The sequence below is a fragment of the Streptomyces sp. NPDC048002 genome, assembly GCF_040653275.1.
Lineage (GTDB): Bacteria > Actinomycetota > Actinomycetes > Streptomycetales > Streptomycetaceae > Streptomyces.
Window position 1 is genome coordinate 116608 of the sequence record NZ_JBEZNL010000008.1, and the last position, 21135, is coordinate 137742.

At 69.8% G+C, this 21135-nt stretch carries 27 protein-coding genes and 1 pseudogene; 5 read left to right on the forward strand and 23 right to left on the reverse strand.

Going from position 1 to position 21135, the window contains the following annotated elements:
• Positions 1–26: 26 nt before the first annotated feature.
• The 6 genes from AB0E07_RS13680 to AB0E07_RS13705 form a co-directional block, all read right to left on the reverse strand.
• Positions 27–1673: a long-chain fatty acid--CoA ligase gene (locus AB0E07_RS13680; RefSeq protein WP_362250265.1), complete on the reverse strand. Its 1647-nt coding sequence runs from the start codon at positions 1671–1673 to the stop codon at positions 27–29.
• A 303-nt stretch (positions 1674–1976) separates the two neighbouring features.
• On the reverse strand, positions 1977–2534 hold the full coding sequence (locus AB0E07_RS13685; protein WP_362249943.1) for a SigE family RNA polymerase sigma factor: 558 nt from the start codon (positions 2532–2534) through the stop codon (positions 1977–1979).
• A gap of 468 nt (positions 2535–3002) precedes the next feature.
• Entirely contained in the window at positions 3003–4148 is a 1146-nt protein-coding gene (locus AB0E07_RS13690) for a lipid-transfer protein (RefSeq protein ID WP_362249946.1), read from the reverse strand.
• Positions 4145–4534, reverse strand: a complete 390-nt coding sequence (locus AB0E07_RS13695) for a MaoC/PaaZ C-terminal domain-containing protein (RefSeq protein WP_362249949.1) — start codon at positions 4532–4534, stop codon at positions 4145–4147. Before AB0E07_RS13695 ends, AB0E07_RS13690 begins: the two co-directional genes overlap by 4 nt.
• Positions 4531–5577, reverse strand: coding sequence for an OB-fold domain-containing protein (locus tag AB0E07_RS13700; RefSeq protein WP_362249952.1), 1047 nt, complete (start codon positions 5575–5577; stop codon positions 4531–4533). The genes AB0E07_RS13695 and AB0E07_RS13700 overlap by 4 nt, the downstream gene beginning before the upstream one ends.
• Before the next feature lie 192 nt (positions 5578–5769).
• The gene (locus AB0E07_RS13705; RefSeq protein WP_362249955.1) at positions 5770–6096 is read right to left on the reverse strand and encodes a hypothetical protein; all 327 of its coding nucleotides are present in this window, start codon (positions 6094–6096) and stop codon (positions 5770–5772) included.
• 374 nt (positions 6097–6470) lie between these two features.
• On the opposite strand from AB0E07_RS13705, the gene AB0E07_RS13710 reads away from it, so the two are divergent.
• Both AB0E07_RS13710 and AB0E07_RS13715 read left to right on the forward strand, forming a co-directional pair.
• On the forward strand, positions 6471–7340 hold the full coding sequence (locus AB0E07_RS13710; protein ID WP_362249958.1) for a bifunctional DNA primase/polymerase: 870 nt from the start codon (positions 6471–6473) through the stop codon (positions 7338–7340).
• Positions 7341–7606: 266 nt separating this feature from the next.
• Positions 7607–8200 carry an SMI1/KNR4 family protein gene (locus AB0E07_RS13715; protein WP_362249961.1) on the forward strand — a complete coding sequence of 198 codons (594 nt, stop codon included), beginning with the start codon at positions 7607–7609 and terminating at the stop codon, positions 8198–8200.
• Between the two features lie 67 nt (positions 8201–8267).
• Here AB0E07_RS13715 and AB0E07_RS13720 read toward each other — a convergent pair whose 3' ends face one another.
• The 12 genes and pseudogenes from AB0E07_RS13720 to AB0E07_RS13775 form a co-directional block, all read right to left on the reverse strand.
• Positions 8268–9404 carry a tyrosine-type recombinase/integrase gene (locus AB0E07_RS13720; RefSeq protein ID WP_362249964.1) on the reverse strand — a complete coding sequence of 379 codons (1137 nt, stop codon included), beginning with the start codon at positions 9402–9404 and terminating at the stop codon, positions 8268–8270.
• A pseudogene (locus AB0E07_RS13725) lies at positions 9404–9624 on the reverse strand (helix-turn-helix domain-containing protein). Before AB0E07_RS13725 ends, AB0E07_RS13720 begins: the two are co-directional and overlap by 1 nt.
• Positions 9618–11039, reverse strand: a complete 1422-nt coding sequence (gene repSA / locus AB0E07_RS13730) for a replication initiator protein RepSA (RefSeq protein ID WP_362249967.1) — start codon at positions 11037–11039, stop codon at positions 9618–9620. The pseudogene AB0E07_RS13725 and the gene repSA overlap by 7 nt, the downstream one beginning before the upstream one ends.
• 88 nt (positions 11040–11127) lie before the next feature.
• On the reverse strand, positions 11128–11421 hold the full coding sequence (locus tag AB0E07_RS13735; RefSeq protein ID WP_362249970.1) for a SpdD-like protein: 294 nt from the start codon (positions 11419–11421) through the stop codon (positions 11128–11130).
• Between the two features lie 24 nt (positions 11422–11445).
• On the reverse strand, positions 11446–11601 hold the full coding sequence (locus tag AB0E07_RS13740) for a hypothetical protein (protein ID WP_018892675.1): 156 nt from the start codon (positions 11599–11601) through the stop codon (positions 11446–11448).
• Positions 11602–11613: 12 nt separating this feature from the next.
• Positions 11614–11805 (reverse strand): mobile element transfer protein, encoded by a 192-nt coding sequence (locus tag AB0E07_RS13745; protein WP_362249974.1) that lies wholly within the window; start codon positions 11803–11805, stop codon positions 11614–11616.
• 1 nt (position 11806) lies between these two features.
• Complete coding sequence (locus AB0E07_RS13750) at positions 11807–12001, reverse strand: hypothetical protein (RefSeq protein WP_351922515.1); 195 nt, start codon at positions 11999–12001, stop codon at positions 11807–11809.
• Between the two features lie 21 nt (positions 12002–12022).
• Positions 12023–12688, reverse strand: a complete 666-nt coding sequence (locus tag AB0E07_RS13755) for a DUF2637 domain-containing protein (protein WP_362249977.1) — start codon at positions 12686–12688, stop codon at positions 12023–12025.
• Entirely contained in the window at positions 12688–12891 is a 204-nt protein-coding gene (locus AB0E07_RS13760; protein ID WP_362249980.1) for a hypothetical protein, read from the reverse strand. The genes AB0E07_RS13755 and AB0E07_RS13760 overlap by 1 nt, the downstream gene beginning before the upstream one ends.
• An 87-nt stretch (positions 12892–12978) precedes the next feature.
• Positions 12979–14340 (reverse strand): FtsK/SpoIIIE domain-containing protein, encoded by a 1362-nt coding sequence (locus AB0E07_RS13765; protein ID WP_362249982.1) that lies wholly within the window; start codon positions 14338–14340, stop codon positions 12979–12981.
• A gap of 2 nt (positions 14341–14342) precedes the next feature.
• Positions 14343–14699, reverse strand: coding sequence for a hypothetical protein (locus AB0E07_RS13770; protein ID WP_362249985.1), 357 nt, complete (start codon positions 14697–14699; stop codon positions 14343–14345).
• Between the two features lie 138 nt (positions 14700–14837).
• Positions 14838–15617, reverse strand: a complete 780-nt coding sequence (locus tag AB0E07_RS13775; RefSeq protein WP_362249988.1) for a GntR family transcriptional regulator — start codon at positions 15615–15617, stop codon at positions 14838–14840.
• 18 nt (positions 15618–15635) lie between these two features.
• On the opposite strand from AB0E07_RS13775, the gene AB0E07_RS13780 reads away from it, so the two are divergent.
• The 3 genes from AB0E07_RS13780 to AB0E07_RS13790 all read left to right on the forward strand — a co-directional run bounded on the left by AB0E07_RS13780 (position 15636) and on the right by AB0E07_RS13790 (position 18327).
• Complete coding sequence (locus AB0E07_RS13780; RefSeq protein ID WP_351922521.1) at positions 15636–16100, forward strand: NUDIX domain-containing protein; 465 nt, start codon at positions 15636–15638, stop codon at positions 16098–16100.
• Between the two features lie 1075 nt (positions 16101–17175).
• Positions 17176–17916, forward strand: coding sequence for a hypothetical protein (locus tag AB0E07_RS13785; RefSeq protein ID WP_362249991.1), 741 nt, complete (start codon positions 17176–17178; stop codon positions 17914–17916).
• Between the two features lie 105 nt (positions 17917–18021).
• On the forward strand, positions 18022–18327 hold the full coding sequence (locus AB0E07_RS13790) for a hypothetical protein (RefSeq protein ID WP_362249994.1): 306 nt from the start codon (positions 18022–18024) through the stop codon (positions 18325–18327).
• A 131-nt stretch (positions 18328–18458) separates the two neighbouring features.
• Here the strand turns inward: AB0E07_RS13790 and AB0E07_RS13795 are convergent, their stop codons facing one another.
• From AB0E07_RS13795 to AB0E07_RS13815, 5 genes are all read right to left on the reverse strand, one after another.
• A complete protein-coding gene (locus tag AB0E07_RS13795) occupies positions 18459–19208 on the reverse strand; it encodes a transposase family protein (protein WP_362249997.1) in 750 nt (249 codons plus the stop codon).
• 373 nt (positions 19209–19581) lie between these two features.
• Positions 19582–19884: a hypothetical protein gene (locus AB0E07_RS13800; protein ID WP_362250000.1), complete on the reverse strand. Its 303-nt coding sequence runs from the start codon at positions 19882–19884 to the stop codon at positions 19582–19584.
• Positions 19881–20624 (reverse strand): GntR family transcriptional regulator, encoded by a 744-nt coding sequence (locus AB0E07_RS13805; protein WP_362250002.1) that lies wholly within the window; start codon positions 20622–20624, stop codon positions 19881–19883. The genes AB0E07_RS13800 and AB0E07_RS13805 overlap by 4 nt, the downstream gene beginning before the upstream one ends.
• Positions 20621–20845 (reverse strand): hypothetical protein, encoded by a 225-nt coding sequence (locus AB0E07_RS13810; RefSeq protein WP_362250005.1) that lies wholly within the window; start codon positions 20843–20845, stop codon positions 20621–20623. The genes AB0E07_RS13805 and AB0E07_RS13810 overlap by 4 nt, the downstream gene beginning before the upstream one ends.
• Complete coding sequence (locus tag AB0E07_RS13815) at positions 20842–21033, reverse strand: hypothetical protein (RefSeq protein ID WP_362250008.1); 192 nt, start codon at positions 21031–21033, stop codon at positions 20842–20844. Before AB0E07_RS13815 ends, AB0E07_RS13810 begins: the two co-directional genes overlap by 4 nt.
• Positions 21034–21135: the final 102 nt, after the last annotated feature.

A 21135-nucleotide genomic window follows, 5' to 3' on the forward strand; every position in this document is an offset into this window, starting at 1 on the left:
GGGGGCTGTCCAGTCCTGCGGACGCGTCAGCCGAGCTTCTCCACGTCCAGCTCGCCCGTCGCGTACTGCCGGCGCAGCACCTTCTTGTCGAACTTGCCGACGCTGGTCTTCGGGACGGACTCGATGATCGACCAGCGCTCCGGGAGCTGCCACTTGGCGATGCCCGCCTCGTCGGCGAGGAACGTGCGCAGGGCGGCGAAGTCGGCCGACGAACCCTCCTTCAGGACCACCGTGGCCAGCGGCCGCTCGCCCCACTTGTCGTCGGGCACGGCCACCACGGCCGCCTCCGCGACCTCGGGGTGGGCCATCAGGGCGTTCTCCAGCTCCACCGACGAGATCCACTCGCCGCCGGACTTGATGACGTCCTTGGCCCGGTCGGTCAGGGTGAGGAAGCCGTCCGCGCTGATGGTGCCGACGTCACCCGTCTTCAGCCAGCCGTCCGCGCTGAACTTGTCCTCGGGGCGCAGGGGTTCGGCGTCCGCGCCGTTGTAGTAGGCGCCCGCGATCCACGGACCGCGGACCTCCAGCTCGCCCGCCGACTCGCCGTCCCAGGGCAGGCGCTCCCCGCCGGGACCGGTCAGGCGGGCCTCCACCGACGCCGGGAAGCGGCCCTGGGTGAGGCGGTAGCCGAACTCCTCGTCCGTGCCGACCGCGTGGGCCGGCGGACGGGCGATCGTGCCGAGCGGGGAGGTCTCCGTCATGCCCCAGGCGTGGCAGACCCGCATGCCGAGCCGGTCGAACGCCTCCATCAGGGAGGGCGGACAGGCCGAGCCGCCGATGGTGACCTGGCCCAGCGAGGAGACCTCGCGCGGACGGGCCGTCAGCTCGCCCAGCAGGCCCTGCCAGATGGTGGGCACGGCGGCCGCGTGGGTCGGCTTGATGCTCTCGATCATCTCGGCCAGGGGAGCCGGCTGGAGGAAGCGGTCCGGCATCAGCATGTTGACGCCGGTCATGAAGGTCGCGTGCGGCAGGCCCCAGGCGTTCACGTGGAACTGCGGGACCACGACGAGGGACGTGTCCTGGTCGGTCAGGCCCATCGACTGGGTCATGTTGACCTGCATCGAGTGCAGGTAGATCGAACGGTGGCTGTAGACCACGCCCTTGGGGTCACCGGTCGTGCCGGAGGTGTAGCACATGGACGCCGCGGCACGCTCGTCCAGCTCGGGCCAGTCGAACGCGGTCGGCTTCCCGGCGAGCAGCTCCTCGTACTCGTGCACCCGGACCGGCAGGTCCGCGAGCCCGGAACGGTCGCCGGGGCCCGAGACCACCACGTGCTCGATGGTCTTCAGGTGCGGGAGCAGCGGCACCAGCAGCGGCAGCAGCGAGCCGTTGGCGATCACCACCCGGTCGGCCGCGTGGTTGACGATCCAGGCCAGCTGCTCCGGGGGCAGCCGGAGGTTGAGGGTGTGCAGGACCGCGCCCATGGAGGGGATCGCGAAGTACGCCTCGACGTGCTCGGCGTTGTTCCACATCAGGGTCGCGACCCGCTCGTCGTCCGCCACGCCCAGGTCGTCCTTGAGCGCGTGCGCCAGCTGGGCGGCACGGGTGCCGATCTCGGCGAAGGAGCGGCGGTGCGGCTCGGCCTCGCCGGTCCAGGTGATCACCTCTGATGTGCCGTGGATCGACGACCCGTGGGCCAGGATCCTGGAGATCAGCAGCGGTACGTCCTGCATGGTGCTCAGCACGGCGGTCCTCCCGGGGCGACATTGCCTACGCGGTGGTAAGGGTTGTGCAAAGTCTGCGCACATACCGTGCGGTATGTCACTAGGGGGGCGTGATCGATCAGATCACGTTGCGTTCATCGGGCGGGCGCGGTAGCGGGGTGGGGGCGGTAGCGGGGTGGGGGTGGCGCCGGGGGTCGGCACGCCGGCAGGCGGCACGCGAGGAGGGTGGGCACGCTAGCGGGTCGAGGCGCTGCGAGGTGGGGGCGCCAGCGAGTCGGCGCGCTACGGGGTGGCGGGCTACGGGGTGGCGCGCTACCGGGTCGGGGCCAGCTCGGGGTCCTCGCGGAGTTTGCCCAGGGCGCGGGAGACCGCCGACTTCACCGTGCCGACGGAGACCCCGAGCACCTCGGCCGTCTGGGCCTCGCTGAGGTCCTCGTAGTACCGCAGGACGACCATCGCCCGCTGGCGCGCCGGCAGCTTCATGACCGCGCGCCACATCGCGTCGCGCAGCGCCTGCTGCTCCGCGGGGTCCTCACCGCCGGAGCAGCACTCGGGCTCGGGCAGTTCGTCGGTCGCGAACTCGTCGACCTTGCGTTTGCGCCACTGCGAGGTACGGGTGTTGACCAGCGCCCGGCGCACATAGCCGTCGAGCGCGCGATGGTCCTCGATGCGCTCCCAGGCGACGTACGTCTTGGTGAGCGCGGTCTGCAACAGGTCCTCGGCATCGGCGGGGTTCGCGGTGAGCGACCGGGCCGTCCGCAGCAGCACCGGCTGGCGGGCCCGCATGTAGGACGAGAACGACGGGTAGGCGAGGGTCTGCGCCCTGGGTGCGGCGGCCTTCGAAGCGCTGGTGCAGACGGGTGTGGTCATGACTCCACGCTAGGAGCGCACCCCACCCCCGCTCATCGGCCGGAGGTCCCGAAGCCGAGTCCGCCTCAGGTTGTAGGGGTGGGGCAGGCTCCACCTCCTGAGGGTGGACGAGAGGGCGGGAACTACTGCGGGTTTACCCCTGGGGGAGTACGGCCGCGGTCGGCGCCGGGGCGCCCCACCCGCAGTCGGGCGGACACCCTCCCCGGGACCGTGCGTGCCGTCCCCGGGACCGTGCGTGCCGTCCCCGGGACCGTGCGTGCCCTCCCCAGGACCGTGCGTGCCCTCCCCGGGACCGTGCAGTGCCCCCGCCGCAGTCGGGCAGTGCCCCCGCCGGAGCCGGGCAGTGCCCCCGCCGGAGCCGAGTGGCGCCGGAGCCGAGTGGCGCCGCACCCCGGCCCCGCACGCCCGCCCCGCACACCCACAACGCGCCCCCGCCCCTCCCCCGCCCCTCACCCGTCCCCCGCCCCCTCACCCGTCCGCCGTCAGCACCAACCCCGAGGTCGGGACCCCCGTGCCCGCCGTCACCAGGGCTCGGGCCGCGCCGGGAACCTGGTTGACCGAGGTGCCGCGGAGCTGCCGCACCGCTTCCGCGATGCCGTTCATCCCGTGCAGGTACGCCTCGCCGAGCTGCCCGCCGTGGGTGTTCAGGGGCAGCAGGTCCGCCGCGACGAAGTGCGCGGCCTCGCCCCGGCCGCAGAACCCGTACTCCTCCAGCTGCATCAGCACGAACGGCGTGAAGTGGTCGTAGAGGACCGCCACGTCGATGTCGGCGGGCCCGAGCCCGGCGGCGCGCCACAGCTGCCGCGCCACGACCGCCGACTCGGGCAGGGCCGTCAGGTCGCCGGTGTGGAAGCCGGTCATCTGCTCCTGGCCGCGTCCGGCGCCCTGCGCGGCCGCCGCGACGACCGCCGGGGGGTGGCGCAGACCGCGGGCGCGGTCCAGGGAGGTGACGACGACGGCCTGCCCGCCGTCGGTCTCCTGGCAGCAGTCCAGCAGCCGCAGCGGCTCGGCGATCCAGCGGGAGGCGGCGTGGTCGGCGAGGGTGATGGGCCGGCCGTGGAAGTGGGCGGCCGGGTTGCGGGCCGCGTGCCGGCGGGCCGTGACGGCGACGGGGCCGAAGGCGTCCTCGGGGGTGAGTCCGTAGGTGTGCAGGTAGCGCTGGGCGGACATCGCCACCCAGGAGGCCGGGGTGAGCAGGCCGAACGGCATGGCCCAGCCGAGCGCCGCGCCCTCCGCAGACGGCTCCCGGTGCGACACCCCGGAGCCGAAGCGGCGTCCGGAGCGCTCGTTGAAGGCGCGGTAGCAGACGACGACCTCGGCGACCCCGGCCGCCACCGCCAGCGCCGCTTGCTGGACGGTGGCACAGGCGGCGCCGCCGCCATAGTGGACACGGGAGAAGAACGACAGCTCCCCCATGCCGGACGCCTGGGCCAGGGTGATCTCGGGACTGGTGTCCATCGTGAAGGTGACCAGCCCGTCCACGTCGGCCGGAGCGAGGCCCGCGTCGTCCAGCGCGGCCCGCACCGCCTCCACGGCCAGCCGCAGTTCGCTGCGCCCGGAGTCCTTGGAGAACTCGGTGGCCCCGATCCCGGCGATCGCCGCGCGGCGGTTCACCGGGCGCCGTCCAGGACGACGGTGGCCGTGCCGGTCACATGCGCGCCCAGGCTGTTGGTCCCGACGACGCGCACGGTGACGGTGTCGCCGTCGACGGCCTCGATCCGTCCGGTCAGCACCATGGTGTCGCCGGGATGGTTGGGAGCGCCGAGCCGGATGGAGAGGCCGCGCAGCACCGATGCCGGTCCGAGGCGGTCGGTGAGGTAGCGGCCGACCAGGCCGTTGGTGGTGAGGATGTTCATGAAGATGTCCGGGGAGCCCTTGAGCCGGGCGAGTTCCGGGTCGTGGTGCACGTCCTGGTAGTCGCGCGAGGCGACGGCCCCGGCGACGATCAGCGTGCGGGTGACCGGGACGGTGAGCGGCGCCAGTTCGTCCCCGGCCCTCATCCGGCCGCCTCCTCATCCACCGGCCGCACGGGCAACGTCAACTCCTCCTCGTCCACCCGCCACACGGGCAGCGTCAACTCCTCGTCGCCCACCCGCAGCACGGGCAACGTCAACTCCTCCTCGTCCACCCGCCACACGGGCAGCGTCAGCTCCTCGTCGTACACCTGGAACCCGACCCGCACCGGCATCCCGACGCGCACCTTGTCGCAGGGCACCCCGACGACGTTCCCGAGCATCCGCACCCCCTCGGCGAGTTCGATCAGGGCGACCGCGTAGGGCGGGTCGAAGGCCGGGAAGGGCGGGTGGTGCATGACGACGTACGAGTACACCCGCCCCGTACCGGCCGCCTCCACGGTGTCCCAGTCCGGGCCGCCGCAGGCGTTGCAGCCGGGCAGCCAGGGGTGGCGGAGCCGGGCGCAGGCGGCGCACCGCTGGATCAGCAGCCGTTCGCGCCGTACGCCCTCCCAGAAGCCGGCGTTGTCGCGGTTGACGACCGGACGGGGACGCCGGGGCCGGTCGGCCGCGCGCTCGGGGGCGCGTTGCGCGGGGCCCGCGGGGGCGTACTTGAGGATCCGGAAGCGGTGGACGCCGACGAGTTCGGGGCCGACCCACAGCTCGGTGCGGGTGGTCACGAAGTGGCCGGTGCCGAGCCTGGTGGTCTTGCGGTCGGACACCGCCTCGATGACCGTGTCGAAGGTGACCTCGTCACCGGGGCGCAGCGGGCGCGGATACTCCTGCTCGCAGTCGGTGGCGACGACGGCGCCGAAGCCCGCCGAGTCGAGCAGGCCGAGCAGTTCGTCGTACGCCGCCGAGCGGTCCGGGTGTCCGGAGAGGCCGCCCATCGTCCACACCTGGAGCATGGTGGGCGGGGCGACGGCGTCGGGGCCGGTGTAGGCGGGGCCGGTGTCGCCCATCGCCTCGCACCAGTGCCGGATCATGGGCAGGTTGACGGGGTCCTTCCCGGTGCCCCCGGTGGCCGCGGTCCGACCCTCGAAGCTCTTGAGCAGCGCGGTGAGCCCTTCGCCGTCCTCGTCGGAGTCCACAACCGCCTCCCTCCAAGACTTTCTGACTGTCCGTCAGATACGGGAGGGTGTCAAGAGCGCCCGGCGACACGCACCTTCGGGCACTCCACGCCCCGGAAACGCCGCGCGCGGCGATGCCGTAGCACCGCCGCGCGGACGTGAACACCCCACGGAGCACACCTCGGTCGAGGGCCCGGCAGCCGGGCCCTCAGCTCACCACCAGAGCGGGGTGAAGCTGACGGCCACGTTGTCGTTGCCCTGGTTGACGGCGGTGAAGGCGGAGCCGTTGACCTGGGCGGTGTTGCTCTGGTTCGAGGCGCCGGAGCCGATCGCCTGCTGCTGCGTGGTGGAGGAGTTGCCGCTGTTGTCGCCGCCGACCCCACTGCCGATGATGCCCTGCCAGGCGTTGGTGACGGCCGCGCTCGATCCGTCGTCCGCGAAGGCGCCGTTGTCCGCCGACGCGACGCCGGTGAAGAGAGCGGCGGCGAGCGGAAGCGCGGAGATGGCGGCGATGACGCGGGCGGTACGGATGCTTGCCATGTCTGTTCCTCCAGAACGTGAATTGCGTGAAGCGCGTGAAGCCGTGAAGCACGGCTTCAGAGCCTCTGAACTACGGCCTTGACCTGGGCAGTTGGCCGACCGCCCCGGTGTTGATCACGACGTCGCGAGACCAGAGTTGCCCACCGCGCACCCGCCCAACCACCCCGGAAGCGGCGATCCACCCTCAAGCGTGATGACAAGTCGATAAACCCCCTCAACCACCCAGAAGCCGCAGCTCAGGACAGCGGAGACGTCAGCACCCAAGCGGCACGGGAGAGGAAGCGTTCCGGCATCTCCGCGGACCATCCACCCCGCCCGGCGAGTCGCCACCGAACCCTCTTCCCTTTCTCGAACATACGTACGAACATGGAGGCATGGCCACCACCGACCGGCAGGCCACGACGCTGGCCCTCGCGCACGCCCTGTCAGCAGCGGAACGCGGCCTGGCCGTCATCCCGCTGTCCCGCACGAAGCTCCCGGCCCTGCGATCCCCCCACCGCGACGAACCCGACCCGCTCCCCTGCCACGGCGAGTGCGGCCGCCCAGGCCACGGTGTCTACGACGCCTCGGCGAACCCCGCGCGCATCCGCGAACTCTTCTCGGCCGCCCCCTGGGCGACCGGCTACGGCATCGCCTGCGGACTGCCCCCGCACCACCTGATCGGCGTCGACCTCGACACCAAAACGGGTACGGACGCCTCGGCCGCCCTGCGCGAACTGGCCCTGCGCCACCTGTTCACGATCCCCGACACCGTCGTCGTACTGACCCCCAGCGGCGGCCGCCACCTCTGGCTCAGCGGTCCGCCCGACGTGGTCGTCCCCAACTCCGCCGGCCGCCTGGCCCCCGGCATCGACATCCGCGGCGCCGGCGGCTACCTCGTCGGCCCCGGCTCCCGCACCGAACACGGCGTCTACGGCACGGCCCCGGGCACCGCGCACCTCGCCCCGGCGACCTGCCCGCCCGCCCTGCTCCGCCTGCTGCTCCCACCGCCGAGGGCACCCCAGAGCCCGGTGCCCGCCGCAGCGGGCGATCACGGCCGGGGCCTCGTCCAGTTCGTCCTCGCCGCCCACGAGGGCCAGCGCAACACCCGCCTGTTCTGGGCGGCCTGCCGGGCCTACGAGGACGGCATCGGCCCGGCCCTGGTCGACCCCCTGGTCGAGGCGGCCCGCGGCACCGGCCTCACCGAACGGGAGGCCCGCGCGACCATCGCCTCAGCGGCCCGCCTCACCGGCCACCGCCCCTGAAGCGAGTCCACCCACACCTCCCCGACCATCCCCGCGCACGACAACGGCCCCTGACCTCAACACCAGGTCAGGGGCCGTCCATCACGGCGGTGGGTGTGGGATTTGAACCCACGGTGACTCGCGCCACGACGGTTTTCAAGACCTTCCGGCGGCCTGAGCGCCTCGCGATTGCGCCGCAGGTCAGACCGGTACAGGCGCCCCGGCGGAACCGCCGCCATCATCTTCGTGCCCGCTACGTGCCCCAGGGCGTCTCTTTCAGATCTTGGATGATGACCGGCATGAACACGGAAATCTGCGACCACACCGAGTTGGCCACCCTCCGCGAGGTCTTCGCTTCCCGTCCCGAAGCGATACCGGCGGCCGGATGGACGGCGGTGCGGTCATTCGAGGCTGAGCACGGCATCGTGCTCCCCGAGCCGTACCGCACTTTCGTGGCGGAGATCTGCGACGGGCTGCGCGCAGGTCCTCCCTACTACGGTCTCCTGCCCCTCGCACAAACACCGTCGGACTGGGGCTCGGACCGACCGGAGCGCCTGCTTGCCGAGCCCTTTCCGCTCACCGCGTCCTGGTTGTCGGAAGAAGAGTCGGAGGACGACGAGGCAGTGTCGGAGCACGAGTTGGAAGCCCGGATGGACTCCGTGTTCGATCACGGCTCACTGTTGCTCGGCACTGACGGCTGCGGGATGTACTGGCACCTGATCATCACCGGCCCGCAGCGCGGTCACGTCTGGTTGATCGATGAGAACGGCGCGGTGCCGTTCGGCACCCGGCCGGACACCTCGCTGATGCCGGGCACGCCCGGTTTCACCGGGTGGGTGACCCACTGGGCCCAGGGCCGCTCCTGGTTCGCAGAGGCGTAGAGCCACGAAATGATGCCCCTGGCGCTCTTCCCGGCCAAGGGCATCACCTTGTGTTCACGTCCCAGGGCTACTCGCATGCCTCAGACGAACCGCCGTTCTCGTGCTCCACCAGCCATGCATCAGCAGCTTCCGCCACTTGGTCATCGCGCCCCGCGACAGGACGGGCGTAGTGGCGGGTGGTGACGCTCGCGTTCGAGTGGCCGAGGCGGTGAGCGGCCGTCATAACGCCGTACCGGTCGGCGACCCACGTGCCGTGCGAGGCCCGGAGATCGTGTGGGGTGACGTCCGTCAGCCCGGCCGCCGTCACCGCAGGGTCGAAGTACGCCTTGCGCCACTGGTTGTAGCGCAGCGGCTTACCGCCCGGCGTCACGAAGAGGAGGGCGTCCTCCCCACCCTTCAGCGTCTCCAGGTGCCGGCCGAGCCGCTGCGCCAGCGAGGGACCGATCCGCAAGACCCGCTTCTGATGGGTCTTGGGGGTGTCGAAGACGAGCGTGCCGTTGGCCTCGGCCAAGTTCTCGTCGACGAGGACCAGGCCGCCGGAGACGTCGATGTCTGCCCGCCGAAGCGCGAACGCCTCACCGACCCGCAGGCCCGCGTACGCGAGCAGGGAGATCAGCAAGTCATGCGGCGCCGCCGCGTTCCGTACGATCCGCGAGGCTTCCAACGGGGTGAGGATGTGCGGCTCGGTCTGCGGCATCCGAGGCAGCTTCACGCCCCGGCACGGGGTCTGCGGGATCATGTCGTTGTCGACGGCCGAACGCATGATCTGCGAGAGCACCCGGTACGCCTGCCGAATCCGCGACGCGCTGAGCCCCCGGGTCTTCATGGCCCCCACCCACTCGACGACCGTGATCGGTCGGAGGCTGGACAGCTCACGCTCCCCCAGCGCCGGGACAATCAGCGAGTTGATCAGCGACCGGTACGACGCCTGCGTCTTGTGCTTGAGCTGCGGCGAGACAGCGGTGAGCCACCGGGCCGACCAGTCGCGGACGGTGGTCTGTCCCTCCGCAGGGTCGAGCCAGCGCCCCTCCTCGATCTCTATGCGCTTCCGGGCCAGCCACCGGTCAGCGTCGGTCGTAGTGGCGAACGTCCGGTCGGCGGCGCGGAGCACGCCGTCAGGACCCGGGTAGCGAGCCTGGAAGCGGCCGGACGGCAGCTTGCGGATACGACCGAAGCTGCGGCGGGACTTCCGCTTGCCGGCCATCAGGCAGCCCTCCGGTACGCCGAGGCGGGGCGGAGCACGATCGGCTCAACCGTGTGAGCGGTGACGTACGCGTCCACGGCGCTCTCCGGGATGCGGACATGGCGGCCGACCTTGACGAAGGTGATCCGGCGTTCTCGATGAGTCGGCGCGGGAAGCGGAGGCCGGTCCCGAGGCGTTCGGCGACCTGGTCCACGGTGAGGAGTCGGTCCACGGTCACCACTCCCCTTCGTCTACGGCAAGGCCGTTCAGGGCGTCACGAGCGGTCTCGCGATTCGTCTGGAGGTCGCGCGCGATGGTGGCGGCGAGGGCGGCTTCACCGGGCGTGTGGCCGTGGCCCGCGTACTGCCAGTCGGTGAGGACGAGGACCGTGTCCGGTTCGCGGTCGTCGAGGCCGAGGGCGGAGGCCTCTTGGGCAGCGCGGTAGTCGGCACGTTCCTTGCGGAGGGCGCCGAGGGTGGTGGAGTAGCTGCGCGACTTGGACGAGAAGTGCCCGCGGAAGCCAAGCATGTGTGCCCAGGCCCAGAGGCGCCGTTCTGGGTAGAGGGCGTCCAGCTCGCGGCAGGCCGTGATGAGTCGGCGGGTGTGGTCGGGGACGTGGTGACGGTCGAGTTCGGCGAGTTCGCCAATACGGCGGTCCAGGGTGCCGGTGTTCTCGGCGGCTTTGGTCGCGTACTTGGCGACGTACGAGGCGACGGCCTGTTCCGTGATGTCGGAGCCGTCTCCGAAGGCCTTGACCGGGCGGACGTCGAGTTGTCGGCCCCAGCGGAAGGTGCGGGCGGGTTGCTCAGCGGCGGCCGGGACGGAGACGGACGTGTAGGAGTGCCCGGCGGCGGCACGTATCGCGTCGGTGAGGAGAGCGGAGGTGGCCCACTTGGGCGGCGGTGTGCCGGGTCCGTCCGGGCCGTCGAGGCGGATGACGGCGTGAAAGTGCAGGGCCCCGCGCTTCTGAAATTCGGCGACCTTGCCGTACGAGACGCGAAGGTGCTCGGGGAGTTCGCGGCGGGGTAGGCCCGCGCGGGCGGCGAGTTCGCGGCGCAGGCGGGTGGTGAAGCGCTGCCAGAGCTGTCCGGCGTGATTGTTGAAGAGGACGGCGCCCGCGTAGTCGTACGTGTCGGGGTCGAGGGCGGTGCCGAGTTCGGGGGCGTCGGGGGTGTGGGGCGTGCCGCAGCGGCAGGTGCCGCCGTGGTCGGGGCGGTTGTGGACCGGGCCGAAGGAGGGGGCGGTGAGGGTGGTGAATACGCGGGGGTGGTCGCGGACGGCGGCGGGGATGTCGCGGCGGTCGTCTCCGGCGAGGCCGGCGCGGATCAGGTGGTAGGTGTCGCCCGCGTAGGTCCAGGCGCAGGAGGGGCAGCGGGAGGCTCGGCGGTTGCCGCAGGCGAGGCGGAGGCGTCCGCCGGGTTCGGTGGCGGTCGTGTAGTGGTGCAGGGTCTCGCCGGTGGTCTTGTCCTTGTGGAGGGTCCAGCCGGTGAGGTGGATGGGGTCGGAGCAGCCGCCGGTGCTGCGGATCTGGTCTTCCCAGCGGGAGTAGTCGGAGGCCGAGGCGACTCGGAGGACGTCCCGGAGGGTGGTCGGGTCGAGCGGCGGGCGGGCGGGAGTGTGGTCCTTGTGCGTCGCGGTTGAGGCCCGGTGGGCCATGCTGGAGGTTCCTTCCGGTTCTGTGGATCGGACGGGTCGGCTCCCGGGCGGCGGATGCTTGGCGGTATCGAGGCCGCCCGGGGGCCGTTCAGCGGTGCTTGATCTCGGCGCGGAGCAGGGAGCGCAGGACGACCGCGCAGACGGCGACCGAGGCCCCGGCTACGGCGACGGCCAGGAGCAGCGAGACCAGGACGGCGCCCACGACCAGGACGACGGCAGTACCGGCACCCACGAGGGCGAGGGCGGTGCCGGGGGTGAGCTGGACGACCGCGCGGGACGTCGGTGCGGGGGTGGGCGCCGTGGGTGCCGGCTGGCCCGGGGCGGCGGGCGGGGTGACCAGGCCGGTGGGCTGGGGCATGGTCGGGAGCTTGGGCCGGAGCATGGGCGGTTTACCTTCCGTGGCGGGTTACTTGAGGGAGTTGTTGATCAGCGGGGCGAAGACGCTGTCGGCGAGGAGGTATCCGCCGAGGAGGAGCACGCAGATCAGCCACCAGGGCGGGCGGATGAGCTTCACGCCGAGGTAGCCGACGGCCAGCAGGGCGAACCAGAGGGGGACGTCCACGGTCGGTGTCTCCTAGCGGACGGTGCAGCGGTGGGTGCGGGCGGCGAGCTGGGCGGCGGTCTGGCTGGAGTAGTCGGCGGACCAACCGCAGCGGTCGGCGGTGCAGACGGCGGCGTGAGTGGTGCGGCCGTTGCGGTCGCGGTGGGTGCCGATCTGGACGGGGCCGATTCGCATCAGGGAGTGGAAGTTGTCGCGGGAGGGCATGTCAGTCGCTCTCCGTTCGGGTGGTCGTCGGGTCGGGGAAGGCGGCACGGATGCCTGCGGCGGTGGCCGGGTCGGCGGTACGGAGGGCGGCTTCCTCGGCGAGGAGGTACGCGAGGTAGGGGCGGCCGGCGGCGGCCATCTCGCGGGCTCCGTCGAGGTAGTCGGCGGCGGTCAGGTCGGCGTGGTCGCGGATCATCTGTGCTCGGCCCCTTCCTGGTCAGGTGAGTTGGGCGGCGATGGCGTCGGCGAGGTGGGGCGGGACGCCGAGACGGGAGCGGAGGGTGTCGGGGTCGATCGGGGCCCCGGTGCGGGCGCGGTGGTCGTCGGCGACTTTGCGGGCGTGGTCGACGAGGGCGGCGGGGACCGGGGGCGCAGGAGCCGCAGGGACCGTGTCTTCCGGAGCGGGCGGCACGTCAGGCGCGGCCGGAGCCTCCGCTACGGCCCCCTCGGCGTCAGGCACAGCCAGGGCGGTGGCCGACTGGACCGGCTCAGGCTCCGGCTCCGGGTCGGCGCTGGGTGAGTGGGCGAGGAGGGTGCCGCCGAGGAAAGCGACGGCCGGCCATCCGGCGACGCCGAGGCGGAGCAGGGCGGGCGGGTCGGCCAGGTCGAGGAACCCGGCGGTGGCGACATTGGCGCCGAGCGAGGCGAAGAGCGCGACCAAGAACCAGCACCAGGCCATCCGCGACGGCCCCTCGCTCCGCAGCCGACGCCAGGCGGCGACGAGAAGCAGATCAACGCTCACCGGGTACGCCCACGCCTTCCATCCGTCCTGCCCGGCAGCGGCGGCCAGGTCGTGAAGGTGGGCGAAGGACAGGGCACCGGCGATCACGGCCTGAATCAGCACCGCGTCGACCCGCAGGCCGTGACGAGCGGCGGCGCTCATCAGGCGTCGCCCGGGTAGGTCGGACCGCCGTCCGGCCCGCAGTCGTCCGGGAACGTCCCCGGCGGCGGCTCGGGCAGCGACACGGCGAGCGCCGGGCTGACCACGTCGACGAAGTCGAGGTCGGCGCCGGCCATGTCGGCGTAGAGGGCGAGCTGTCCGAGGAGGAGCACGGTCCGGGCGAAGTCCTCGCAGTCCGGGCACATGACGGGGGTCTCCCTTCCTTTGGGCATGGCGGGGGTAGGGACGTGGCGTGAAGGGCGGTCACGCCGACCGTGGGGAGCGTTGAGGGCTCAGGCGGTGGCCGAGGACGCCTTGATCAGCGGCACGGGCGCAGCGTCAGCGGGCGTGGCGGCGAGGGCGGGCCGGAACGGTGCCAGCTCGGGCAGATCCGGGGTCCGGTCGGCGTGCCGGTTGCAGATGTTCACGGCTTGCCGCAGCGTGGTGTGCGGGGCACGGATGCGGTGCCAGCCGCCGGAGGAGTCGCCCGCGATGGCGAGTCCTCGAAGTTCAGCGGGGATCTGGATGGCGGCGAGGACAGCGTCCGGGGAGATGTCGCCGAAGGCCATGTTCGCCGAGGATTCGTCGTTGACGCGGTGGGCGATACGGCCTGTGAGCTGGGCGCGGAGCATCGTGATGCCCTTGCCGAGTTCGGAGCCGAAGCGCTGCCCGCAGATTTCCAGGTAGATGCCGGCCGCGCGCCCGAGCTGAGCCAGGCGCACCAGGGCGGTGACGATACGGTCCCGCCGCTTCTCCTCCTCCTTGCTTGCGTACAGGGCGAGTTCGGCCACTTCATCCACCAGGACCACGACCGGCACTGGCCGCAGCTGCTCGGGCAGGTCCCAGATGTCGGCGGCGATCTCCGCGTCGGGCACGTCGGAGGTGATGCGCTGCTGGTCGCGGATGATCCGGTAGACGTCCGCCATCCGTTCCACCAGCGCATCGAGCAGTTCGGCGGCGGCGTCCGCGTTGTCGGCCAGCGCGGAGAACCGGCGGGCCAGCGGGAACAGCTCCACCCCTTGCTTGCAGTCGATCCCGACGAGGGCCACGTCCATCGGAGCCAGCCCGGCGACGAGGTTTCGCTGATAGACGGACTTCCCGGATTCCGTGGCGCCGAGGGTGAGGGCGTGGGGTATCGCGCGGTAGTCGCGGTAGTGCACCGCGCCGTCCTCCCGCAGTGCGACCGGCACGCGCATCGGCCGCGGATCGGTCTCGGCCGGCATCTGCACGCGCTTCAGCACGTCGTACCCGGTCATCCGCACCTCAACGACGCCCGACCGCAGCTCACGCGAGGTGACGCCGTACATCGAGAACGAGTGCCGGAGCCGGTCCGACGCGGCGGCGACGTCGAACGCGTCCTGTCCCGGGCGTAGTTTGAGCCGCAGGACCAGGCCCGTACGTGTCGGACGGAGCCGCAGAATGCGCGGCGCACGTGGCTCCGGTACGGGGCGGTTGGCCGCCCGTGCGAGGGCAAGCCGCCAGCGGGCGGGCGGGACGGTCAGCCCGCACGCGTCCATCACCAAGCCGTACCGGATCAGGACCCGCACCACGGCCAGCGTGACCCCGAAGGTCAACCAGTACCAGGCGGGGCGTCGCCACCGCAGGAGACCCACGGTGGCGACGACCAGCACCACAGCGACCGCGAACCGGACCACGGTCAGGCCGCCTTGGACCCGGCGGCGACGTCGGCGAGCGAGGTGACCGCGACCGCGCGGAACGCGATGCCGTGACGCCGCTGACCGTTGAAGTCGTTCTCCCACGGCCGGGCGATCAGCCCGGTGAGCGCGACCGGCGTACCCATGGCCAGCTCACCGGAGATACCCGGCTCCGGGACGGTGATGGACAGGATCTCCACCTCCTCGTTCGCCGCGAACATCACGTCGACCGTCATCAGCCGGGCCCCGCTCTCGGTGTCGGTGGCGATCTCACCGGTACGGCGATCACGCACCTTGACCTGCGGCGACTTAGCCACCATGACGACCGCGCCGGAGGTGTCGACGGGAATCTGACGCACAGAGATCACTCCTCTATAGATGCTGAACTCCGCCACTCATGTATATGAGTGACATGAAGAAGAGTGCCTCACTCCTATACATGAGTCAACCCGCCGCGAAGAAGAACTCGCGACGGGCCGAGGGGAGTTGAGCGTGCGTCAGTCGTCAGCAGGGATGCGGTACTCGAAAACGAACTGGTCAGCGGCCATGAGCGTGTCGCAGACCTCCACCACCACACCCGCGGTCGTACGAGCCTCCCGGACCAGGTGGACCACCGGCGCCCCGGGGCTCAGCGCCAGCTCCGTCGCCTCATCCTTTGAAGCCGGCCGCGCCTGCAAGCTCTCCACGAACTCAGCGAACTCATGCCCGTGATCCTCAAGCCGGGCATAGATGCCGCCACCGCCAGGGTTCTCGGCGAACAGCTCCGGGATGTCCTTCACGACGTCCCACGGCAGGTAGGAGGTCGCGGTCTCGACCGGAGTGCCGTTACGGAAGTACAGCCGCCGACGAGCCAACACCTGAGTCCCGACAGGAACACCCAGCCTCGCGGCGGCATCCTCCGGAGCCTCCATCGGGCCGATGTAGAGGACGCTGACCTTGGCCGTCGCACCGGACTGCGCGGACTCAGCAAGATAGGCAGCCTGCCCACCGCGCCGCAGCGAACGCCGGAACCGGTCGGAGGAGCGATGCCGCACGGGAGGTCGGTTCTTCACGATGGAACCCTTGCCGTGCCGGGTCTCCACCAGCCCGCTCGCCCGCACCTCCACCATGGCCTTACGAATGGTCCCGCCGGAGACGCCGTAGCGGTCCACCAGCTCCGACTCACTCGGCACCATGTCACCGGGCTTCAGGACACCCGCCCGAATCTGCTGCACGATCTCATCCGCGATCTGCACGTACCGAGGCCCGGAACCGACCCCTCCCGCCGCAGTTCCCATGACCCTCGCCCGCCTCCTATGCTCCTCTACATGAGTCAACCACAGGAAGCGACCACGCCTCCCCTGCACTCCGTGTCCGTAGCCGGAGCAGTGGTGCGTGAGGACGGCCGCCTCCTGGCGATCCGCCGAGCCGACAACGGCACCTGGGAGCTACCCGGCGGTGTCCTCGAACTCCACGAGACCCCCGAGGCCGGCGTAGCCCGCGAGGTCCTGGAAGAGACGGGCATCCACGTCGAGGTCGACGAACTCACCGGCGTATACAAGAACCTGACCCGAGGCATCGTCGCCCTGGTCTTCCGCTGCAAGCCCTCCGGCGGCACCGAACGAACCTCCACCGAGTCCACCGCGGTCACGTGGCTCACCCCGGACGAGGTCAGGGCCCGCATGTCCGAGGTCTTCGCGGTCCGACTCCTCGATGCCCTCGACGGCAACTGCCCCCACGTCCGCAGCCACGACGGCAAGCGCCTCATCCCAACGGGATAAAACCTTCTCTCCATCATCAAGGCGGCTCGCTCCGCTCCCCGCGCGCGGCCCGACCCCGGCCGGGCCTGCGCTCCTGTCTCCGCCCCGCTCCAGCCCGGCCGGCGCCCGTGCCGCGCTCAAGGCATGCAGCCGCCTGATGCCAAAGAAGGGGTACGCCGTGGCTAAGACGGTCGACTCCACTCCGTACAGAGCCACTTTGGCGCGATCCTCAAGGTCATGGCCCCAACGTCGTGCCTTACCAGACAGGTCCACAGACTGCCCGACGCGCCGGAAGCTTACGGGACCATGATCACTCGCGCCAAAGCAGCGCCACCCAAAAGCTATTGTATCGACCAGACTGCCGCACCCGGCTGACGGTTGAGCCAGGAGGCTCAACACAATCAAGTGCCTTTCGGACAGTGCTTCAGGAGGGGCAGTACGGGGGCGGTTCAGCCCTGTACTCGTGCATGCCGGACCAAGTGTCAACCCTATCCCCAATACTGAGGAGATACATGGGCCTTGAGTATCCGTTAGTACAATCACTGTTCTGCATGGTAGAGCTGGATGCTCTTATTGACGAAGAGTTGGACATACCCACACTGCCAGCAGATGAGCCCGGTGGCGTTTTCGTCAGCCCAGGCCAGCTTCATGAACTCCATACCGGTGCTGTTTAGGAGAACCCTTCGTTCACGGAAGAGATCACTACGACAGATCTGACAGGTAAGCCACTTACCGCCTAGTGATGCTCGCACCGGCTTTTGTGCCATCGGATCAGGTCCTTTGCTCTGCAGGGTAGATACAGAGAATACGACGCAGCACGGTAGAGGCCCACGTGGGTCCTTGCCAAGACCAGTGCCTGCCGTGCTGGCTCTCTCAAGCACTTCGCATCATGCTGTCCAGACCGCCTGTTGGGGGCGCGCCGCGAACCATCAGCAAGGGGAACGAAGCTCTGGAGTTGCTCAGATCTTGATCAAATCCATGGCGTTTCAGCCGGAGTTGATGCCAAGTTGGTGCATGCAATCGGGGGGACCGGGGAGTGCCTGACCAGCGCGATCCCCGCCCAACCCCTTTCTCTGCTTGACCAACGGAGGAAGAGATGAAGCGTCATAGCAGCGCTTTCCGGACTCTTGGCCTGGGTATAGCTGGCGCTGTTGCCGCAGCCGCGATGTCGACGGGGGCGGCCATAGCCGTACCGACGACTGGTACCGCGGGCACGGCGGTTACCCCTGCCCAGTACATCGCGTACCTGGAGGGACAGAACTCACCTGAGGCTCTGGAAGTCCTCGCGGAGTTCAAGGCTCTCGCTCCTGATGAACAGTCAAAGTTCGTCGGCTATTTGAACGATCCAGAAGTATTCAAAGCGTTCCTTGAATACTCCGGGGAGAGTCAGGGGCAGAATGCGACAGCGAGCACGACCGGGGAAAAAAGAGTCACCAAGTATAACCAAGATGTGATCTTCGTCAACGAGGGCAACGTCACACGCGAGCGCTCCGGAGCGACCAGGGATGTAACGTGGACCGAAAAGGCCACATACACCTTCAAGCAGAAGCTCCTCGGTGTCACCGTGACTAAGATGACCGTGTGGGTCCGCTATTCCGCCTCGCGTGGAGCCGTGGAAAAGGCTCTCAATAGTGGTTCGGCCTTGAAGAATTTCAACATAGGCGTTGACATCGATGGCGACAACGCCCGCCCTTGGGTCAGCGGGGGCCGAGCCCACGCTGAGACTGTCTGGAAGGGTGAGCTAACCTACAGCGGATACACTGCGCGGATCGACAAGATCCAACACCTCTCGGCAGCATGGGACGGCACTTGGAAGGGCAGTACCAAGAACGCGTGAGCCTGCTCATCTGCGCATAGCCTGCCGCCTCGACGCTTGCCGGGGCTTTCACGCTGAGACCGGTTCAGTGAGCCAATTGATAGACGAAAAGGATGCGGGGAACCCATGACAGGGAAAGGCTGGGCTGCTACCTACACCTGGCGCACCGTTGCCAGCGTGATCCTATGCACCCTCACGCTCGCAAATCTGGCAGGCCAACTTATAGTGACGGCACCCAACATCGCCACTCCGGTTGCGGCTGGTTGCACCGCGGGCGTCGCGTTTCTCGGACTGCGGGCTGACCCGGTGAACCGCAGCAGCTACATCATGGTGCTACGCATCGTGGCTATCTGCTTTGCTTTCAGCCTCTTCCTCTCGCTTATCCTGCTCGGGTCATCTGTATCCGGCTACGGCTCGGTCGTTGGGGAGTAGCACTCCAGCAACCAAGCCTCAGCGCTAAGGAAGAGGGCACGCCTAACCGCGTGCCCTCTTCCTATTTGAACCGGATCGCAGGTGTTCGCAGCTTCCCGAGCTGAGGGCTCAAGCGCCATCAGTGAGCTGTTTCAGCGTTGCCGCTCCAGGGTGAGGATGGCCTTGGCGATTGACGTCATTCGATTCGGGCTGCATCGCGCCTTGCGGAAGATCCGCCATCGTTTGAGTCGTGCAGGACCACGCTCGACTGCGGCCCGGGCCTGGGACAGTGCTCGGTTGACGGTCCGTTGAGTCGGGGACAGTTCGCCCCCGGGCGGGCGTCGCCGCGGCGTGGTCACCCATGGCCCGGCACCGATGTAGGCGCAGTCGGCCAGGATCGGGACGCCCTGGCGTTCGCAGACCCGGATGATCCGGTGGGTGCGGGCGGCGGTCAGGTCGTGCGTGCGGCCCGGCAGTGCGGGCGAGATCCACAACAGTGCGCCGGCGGGGTCGGTGACCAGCTGGAGGTTCACTCCGTGCAGCCGGTGCTTGGCCGAGTAGTCGCCCCGGCTGTCACCGACCCGGTCGCACTCGGCGAGGGTTCCGTCGAGCAGGACGTATTCCGGGTCGGTCTCACGCAAGACCTTCAGCCGTCCCGGGGCGCGCTCGGCGAGCAGGCCGATGACCGCGGTGGTGTAGGCGTGTGCTGTACCGACAGAGATCCCGAATGCTGCGGCGATCTGGGGCAGGGGTTCGTTCTTGCGGAGGTACACCAGGGCGACCAGGGCACGCTGGTGCGGAGGGAGCTTGCAGCGGCGGTCACCCTCGCGGGTGACGATGAGCATGGTGACCCACTCGACCAGCGCATGCGGAAGGTCGAGTACGGCAGGATGGCGGACCAACGAGGCACCTGCGCTGACGAGTTGAGACTTCGAACACCTCCCTCAACGGTGCGGGTGCCTCGTGCGTTGCGCGCCGAGCGCCGTCACCCCATCGGTGGCCACTCTGAAACAGCTCAGTACGTGCCGGCCCGTTATGGCTTGCTCTGGTCGACAGGGCTGGCAGCGTGGTGGCGGCCGGTGGAGGTGCAGCGAGGCATACGCGCGCGTGGTTGGTCGGCGGACCCACCGTCGTGGCTGACTTTCGTCGGCTGAGGATCAGGCAGAGCATCGGCGGGCTGGCATAGCTCGGAGGGGGAGGAGATCCCAGGGTGATCGGGATCTCCTCCCCCTCCGAGCAGGTTTCAGGGGGGAGTACTACTCGCCCCAGCGCGCATCAGGCGTCGTGCGGCTCACTCACCGTCAGGAGGTCACCGCGGCTTGCTGCAATGCGGAGGACGTCCCGCAGGGAACAGGTCAGTTCGCGCGTCAGCCGCCGCATGTCGTCCAGGCTCGCCTTCTTGTCGTCGAGCAGGTCAGAGGCCAGGTCCAGCAGCTGGGCCGCCGAACCGATTTGGATGGACTCGACGTTGTCAGCCAGGCGGGACAGGTAGCCGTCCTGGTTGTCGGTGCTCAGGTAGCAGGGCTTGCCTTCCGGGCCCGACCACGGGAGGAGCCGGAGTTCCTGCGGTGCCGTCATGCTGAAGTCTGCCTCTCGTCGTTCGCGTGGTGGGTGGTGAAGACCGCGTCGACTCGGTCCCCGGGAAACGTCAGGAGCGCCGCTTCCACGACTCGGCCGGCGGAGTCGGTCGAGACGCGGGTGACCGCAAGGACCGGGGCTCCGGTGCCGATCCGGAGGGCCGAGGATTCATCCGCTGTCGGTAAGCGGGTGCACACCGTCTCCCGGGTGGCGGCCGGCTGCGGGCCGAGGAGGGCGAAGCGGGTGAACGCTTGGCGGTGGGCGGAGTCGTCGTCGAGTACGGCAGCCGGGGCCAGGTCGCGCGGCATGTAGATCTTGGCAAGGCCGTGGGGTGTCTCCCCTTCGATGCTGAGGCATGAGAACTCGGCGAGGGGGCTACCCAAGGGCACCTTCAGCAGCGTCGCCAGATCGCCGTGGGCCGGGACGGTGCTGCTGCGGACGGAGACTCGCAACGCCGGCTCGGTGGCGGTCCACGGGTCGAGCGTGCCCCAGCCGCCGACGTACATGATCTTGCGGTGGGGACGACGGACAAAGTTGCCCTTGCCGTGGATCTTCTCTACGAGGCCCTCGCCCTGGAGTGCCGAGAGGGCGCGGCGCAGCGTGACCGTGCTGACCGCGTACCGCTCGGCCAGGACGGTTTCGGACGGCAGGCGTTCGCCGGGCGGAAGGCGACCGGTCATGATCTGTTGGCGGAGGTCGGCGGCGATGTCGTGGTGGCGCGGCGGCACTGTTCCGGTCACCGTCCTCTCAGGGTGCGCATGACGGCGAGACGGGTGCACGTGTGGATGGTCAGGAGTTCGCCCGACTCGAAGACGAGCTGCTTTGCGCCCTGGGGGAGTTGGAACAGGTCCCGCACACGGCAGGCTCGGCCTCCCAGGTGGATGACGTCGCCGCGCTGCACTGTGGTCGAGGTGACTTCGACGTTGACGACCAGGGCGCCGCTAGGAAGTCGTTCCTTCACTGAGCCACGGCCTTGATGCCGGAGCGGTCGCGCTCCGCGTGGCACGGGCAGCCGCACGCCTCGTAGATCACCGGCACGTCGGTCGGCGCCATGGCCGGGGAGGACTCCGCGCAGACGAGGTGCGTACCGATGCAGCAGGCAGCGGAGCGGTAGGCGTAAGCAGGGTCGTCTACGGTGCGCGGCGGCATCAGTGGGCCCCTACGAGCGTCGACCAGGCGTCGCCCGAGAGACGGGGAGCCACGACCACAGGCCGCCGCGACGCCCGCATCCGTGCCTCCGCCTCCCAAGCC

What these genes read in the sequence shown, in the direction of transcription:
- AB0E07_RS13680 (WP_362250265.1), bottom strand. Translation starts at nt 1,673, where the DNA reads ATGCAGGACGTACCGCTGCTGATCTCCAGGATCCTGGCCCACGGGTCG.
- AB0E07_RS13685 (WP_362249943.1), bottom strand. Translation starts at nt 2,534, where the DNA reads ATGACCACACCCGTCTGCACCAGCGCTTCGAAGGCCGCCGCACCCAGG.
- AB0E07_RS13695 (WP_362249949.1), bottom strand. Translation starts at nt 4,534, where the DNA reads ATGAGGGCCGGGGACGAACTGGCGCCGCTCACCGTCCCGGTCACCCGC.
- AB0E07_RS13705 (WP_362249955.1), bottom strand. Translation starts at nt 6,096, where the DNA reads ATGGCAAGCATCCGTACCGCCCGCGTCATCGCCGCCATCTCCGCGCTT.
- AB0E07_RS13710 (WP_362249958.1), top strand. Translation starts at nt 6,471, where the DNA reads ATGGCCACCACCGACCGGCAGGCCACGACGCTGGCCCTCGCGCACGCC.
- AB0E07_RS13715 (WP_362249961.1), top strand. Translation starts at nt 7,607, where the DNA reads ATGATGACCGGCATGAACACGGAAATCTGCGACCACACCGAGTTGGCC.
- AB0E07_RS13720 (WP_362249964.1), bottom strand. Translation starts at nt 9,404, where the DNA reads ATGGCCGGCAAGCGGAAGTCCCGCCGCAGCTTCGGTCGTATCCGCAAG.
- repSA (WP_362249967.1), bottom strand. Translation starts at nt 11,039, where the DNA reads ATGGCCCACCGGGCCTCAACCGCGACGCACAAGGACCACACTCCCGCC.
- AB0E07_RS13735 (WP_362249970.1), bottom strand. Translation starts at nt 11,421, where the DNA reads ATGCTCCGGCCCAAGCTCCCGACCATGCCCCAGCCCACCGGCCTGGTC.
- AB0E07_RS13745 (WP_362249974.1), bottom strand. Translation starts at nt 11,805, where the DNA reads ATGCCCTCCCGCGACAACTTCCACTCCCTGATGCGAATCGGCCCCGTC.
- AB0E07_RS13750 (WP_351922515.1), bottom strand. Translation starts at nt 12,001, where the DNA reads ATGATCCGCGACCACGCCGACCTGACCGCCGCCGACTACCTCGACGGA.
- AB0E07_RS13755 (WP_362249977.1), bottom strand. Translation starts at nt 12,688, where the DNA reads ATGAGCGCCGCCGCTCGTCACGGCCTGCGGGTCGACGCGGTGCTGATT.
- AB0E07_RS13760 (WP_362249980.1), bottom strand. Translation starts at nt 12,891, where the DNA reads ATGTGCCCGGACTGCGAGGACTTCGCCCGGACCGTGCTCCTCCTCGGA.
- AB0E07_RS13775 (WP_362249988.1), bottom strand. Translation starts at nt 15,617, where the DNA reads ATGGGAACTGCGGCGGGAGGGGTCGGTTCCGGGCCTCGGTACGTGCAG.
- AB0E07_RS13780 (WP_351922521.1), top strand. Translation starts at nt 15,636, where the DNA reads ATGCTCCTCTACATGAGTCAACCACAGGAAGCGACCACGCCTCCCCTG.
- AB0E07_RS13785 (WP_362249991.1), top strand. Translation starts at nt 17,176, where the DNA reads ATGAAGCGTCATAGCAGCGCTTTCCGGACTCTTGGCCTGGGTATAGCT.
- AB0E07_RS13790 (WP_362249994.1), top strand. Translation starts at nt 18,022, where the DNA reads ATGACAGGGAAAGGCTGGGCTGCTACCTACACCTGGCGCACCGTTGCC.
- AB0E07_RS13800 (WP_362250000.1), bottom strand. Translation starts at nt 19,884, where the DNA reads ATGACGGCACCGCAGGAACTCCGGCTCCTCCCGTGGTCGGGCCCGGAA.
- AB0E07_RS13815 (WP_362250008.1), bottom strand. Translation starts at nt 21,033, where the DNA reads ATGCCGCCGCGCACCGTAGACGACCCTGCTTACGCCTACCGCTCCGCT.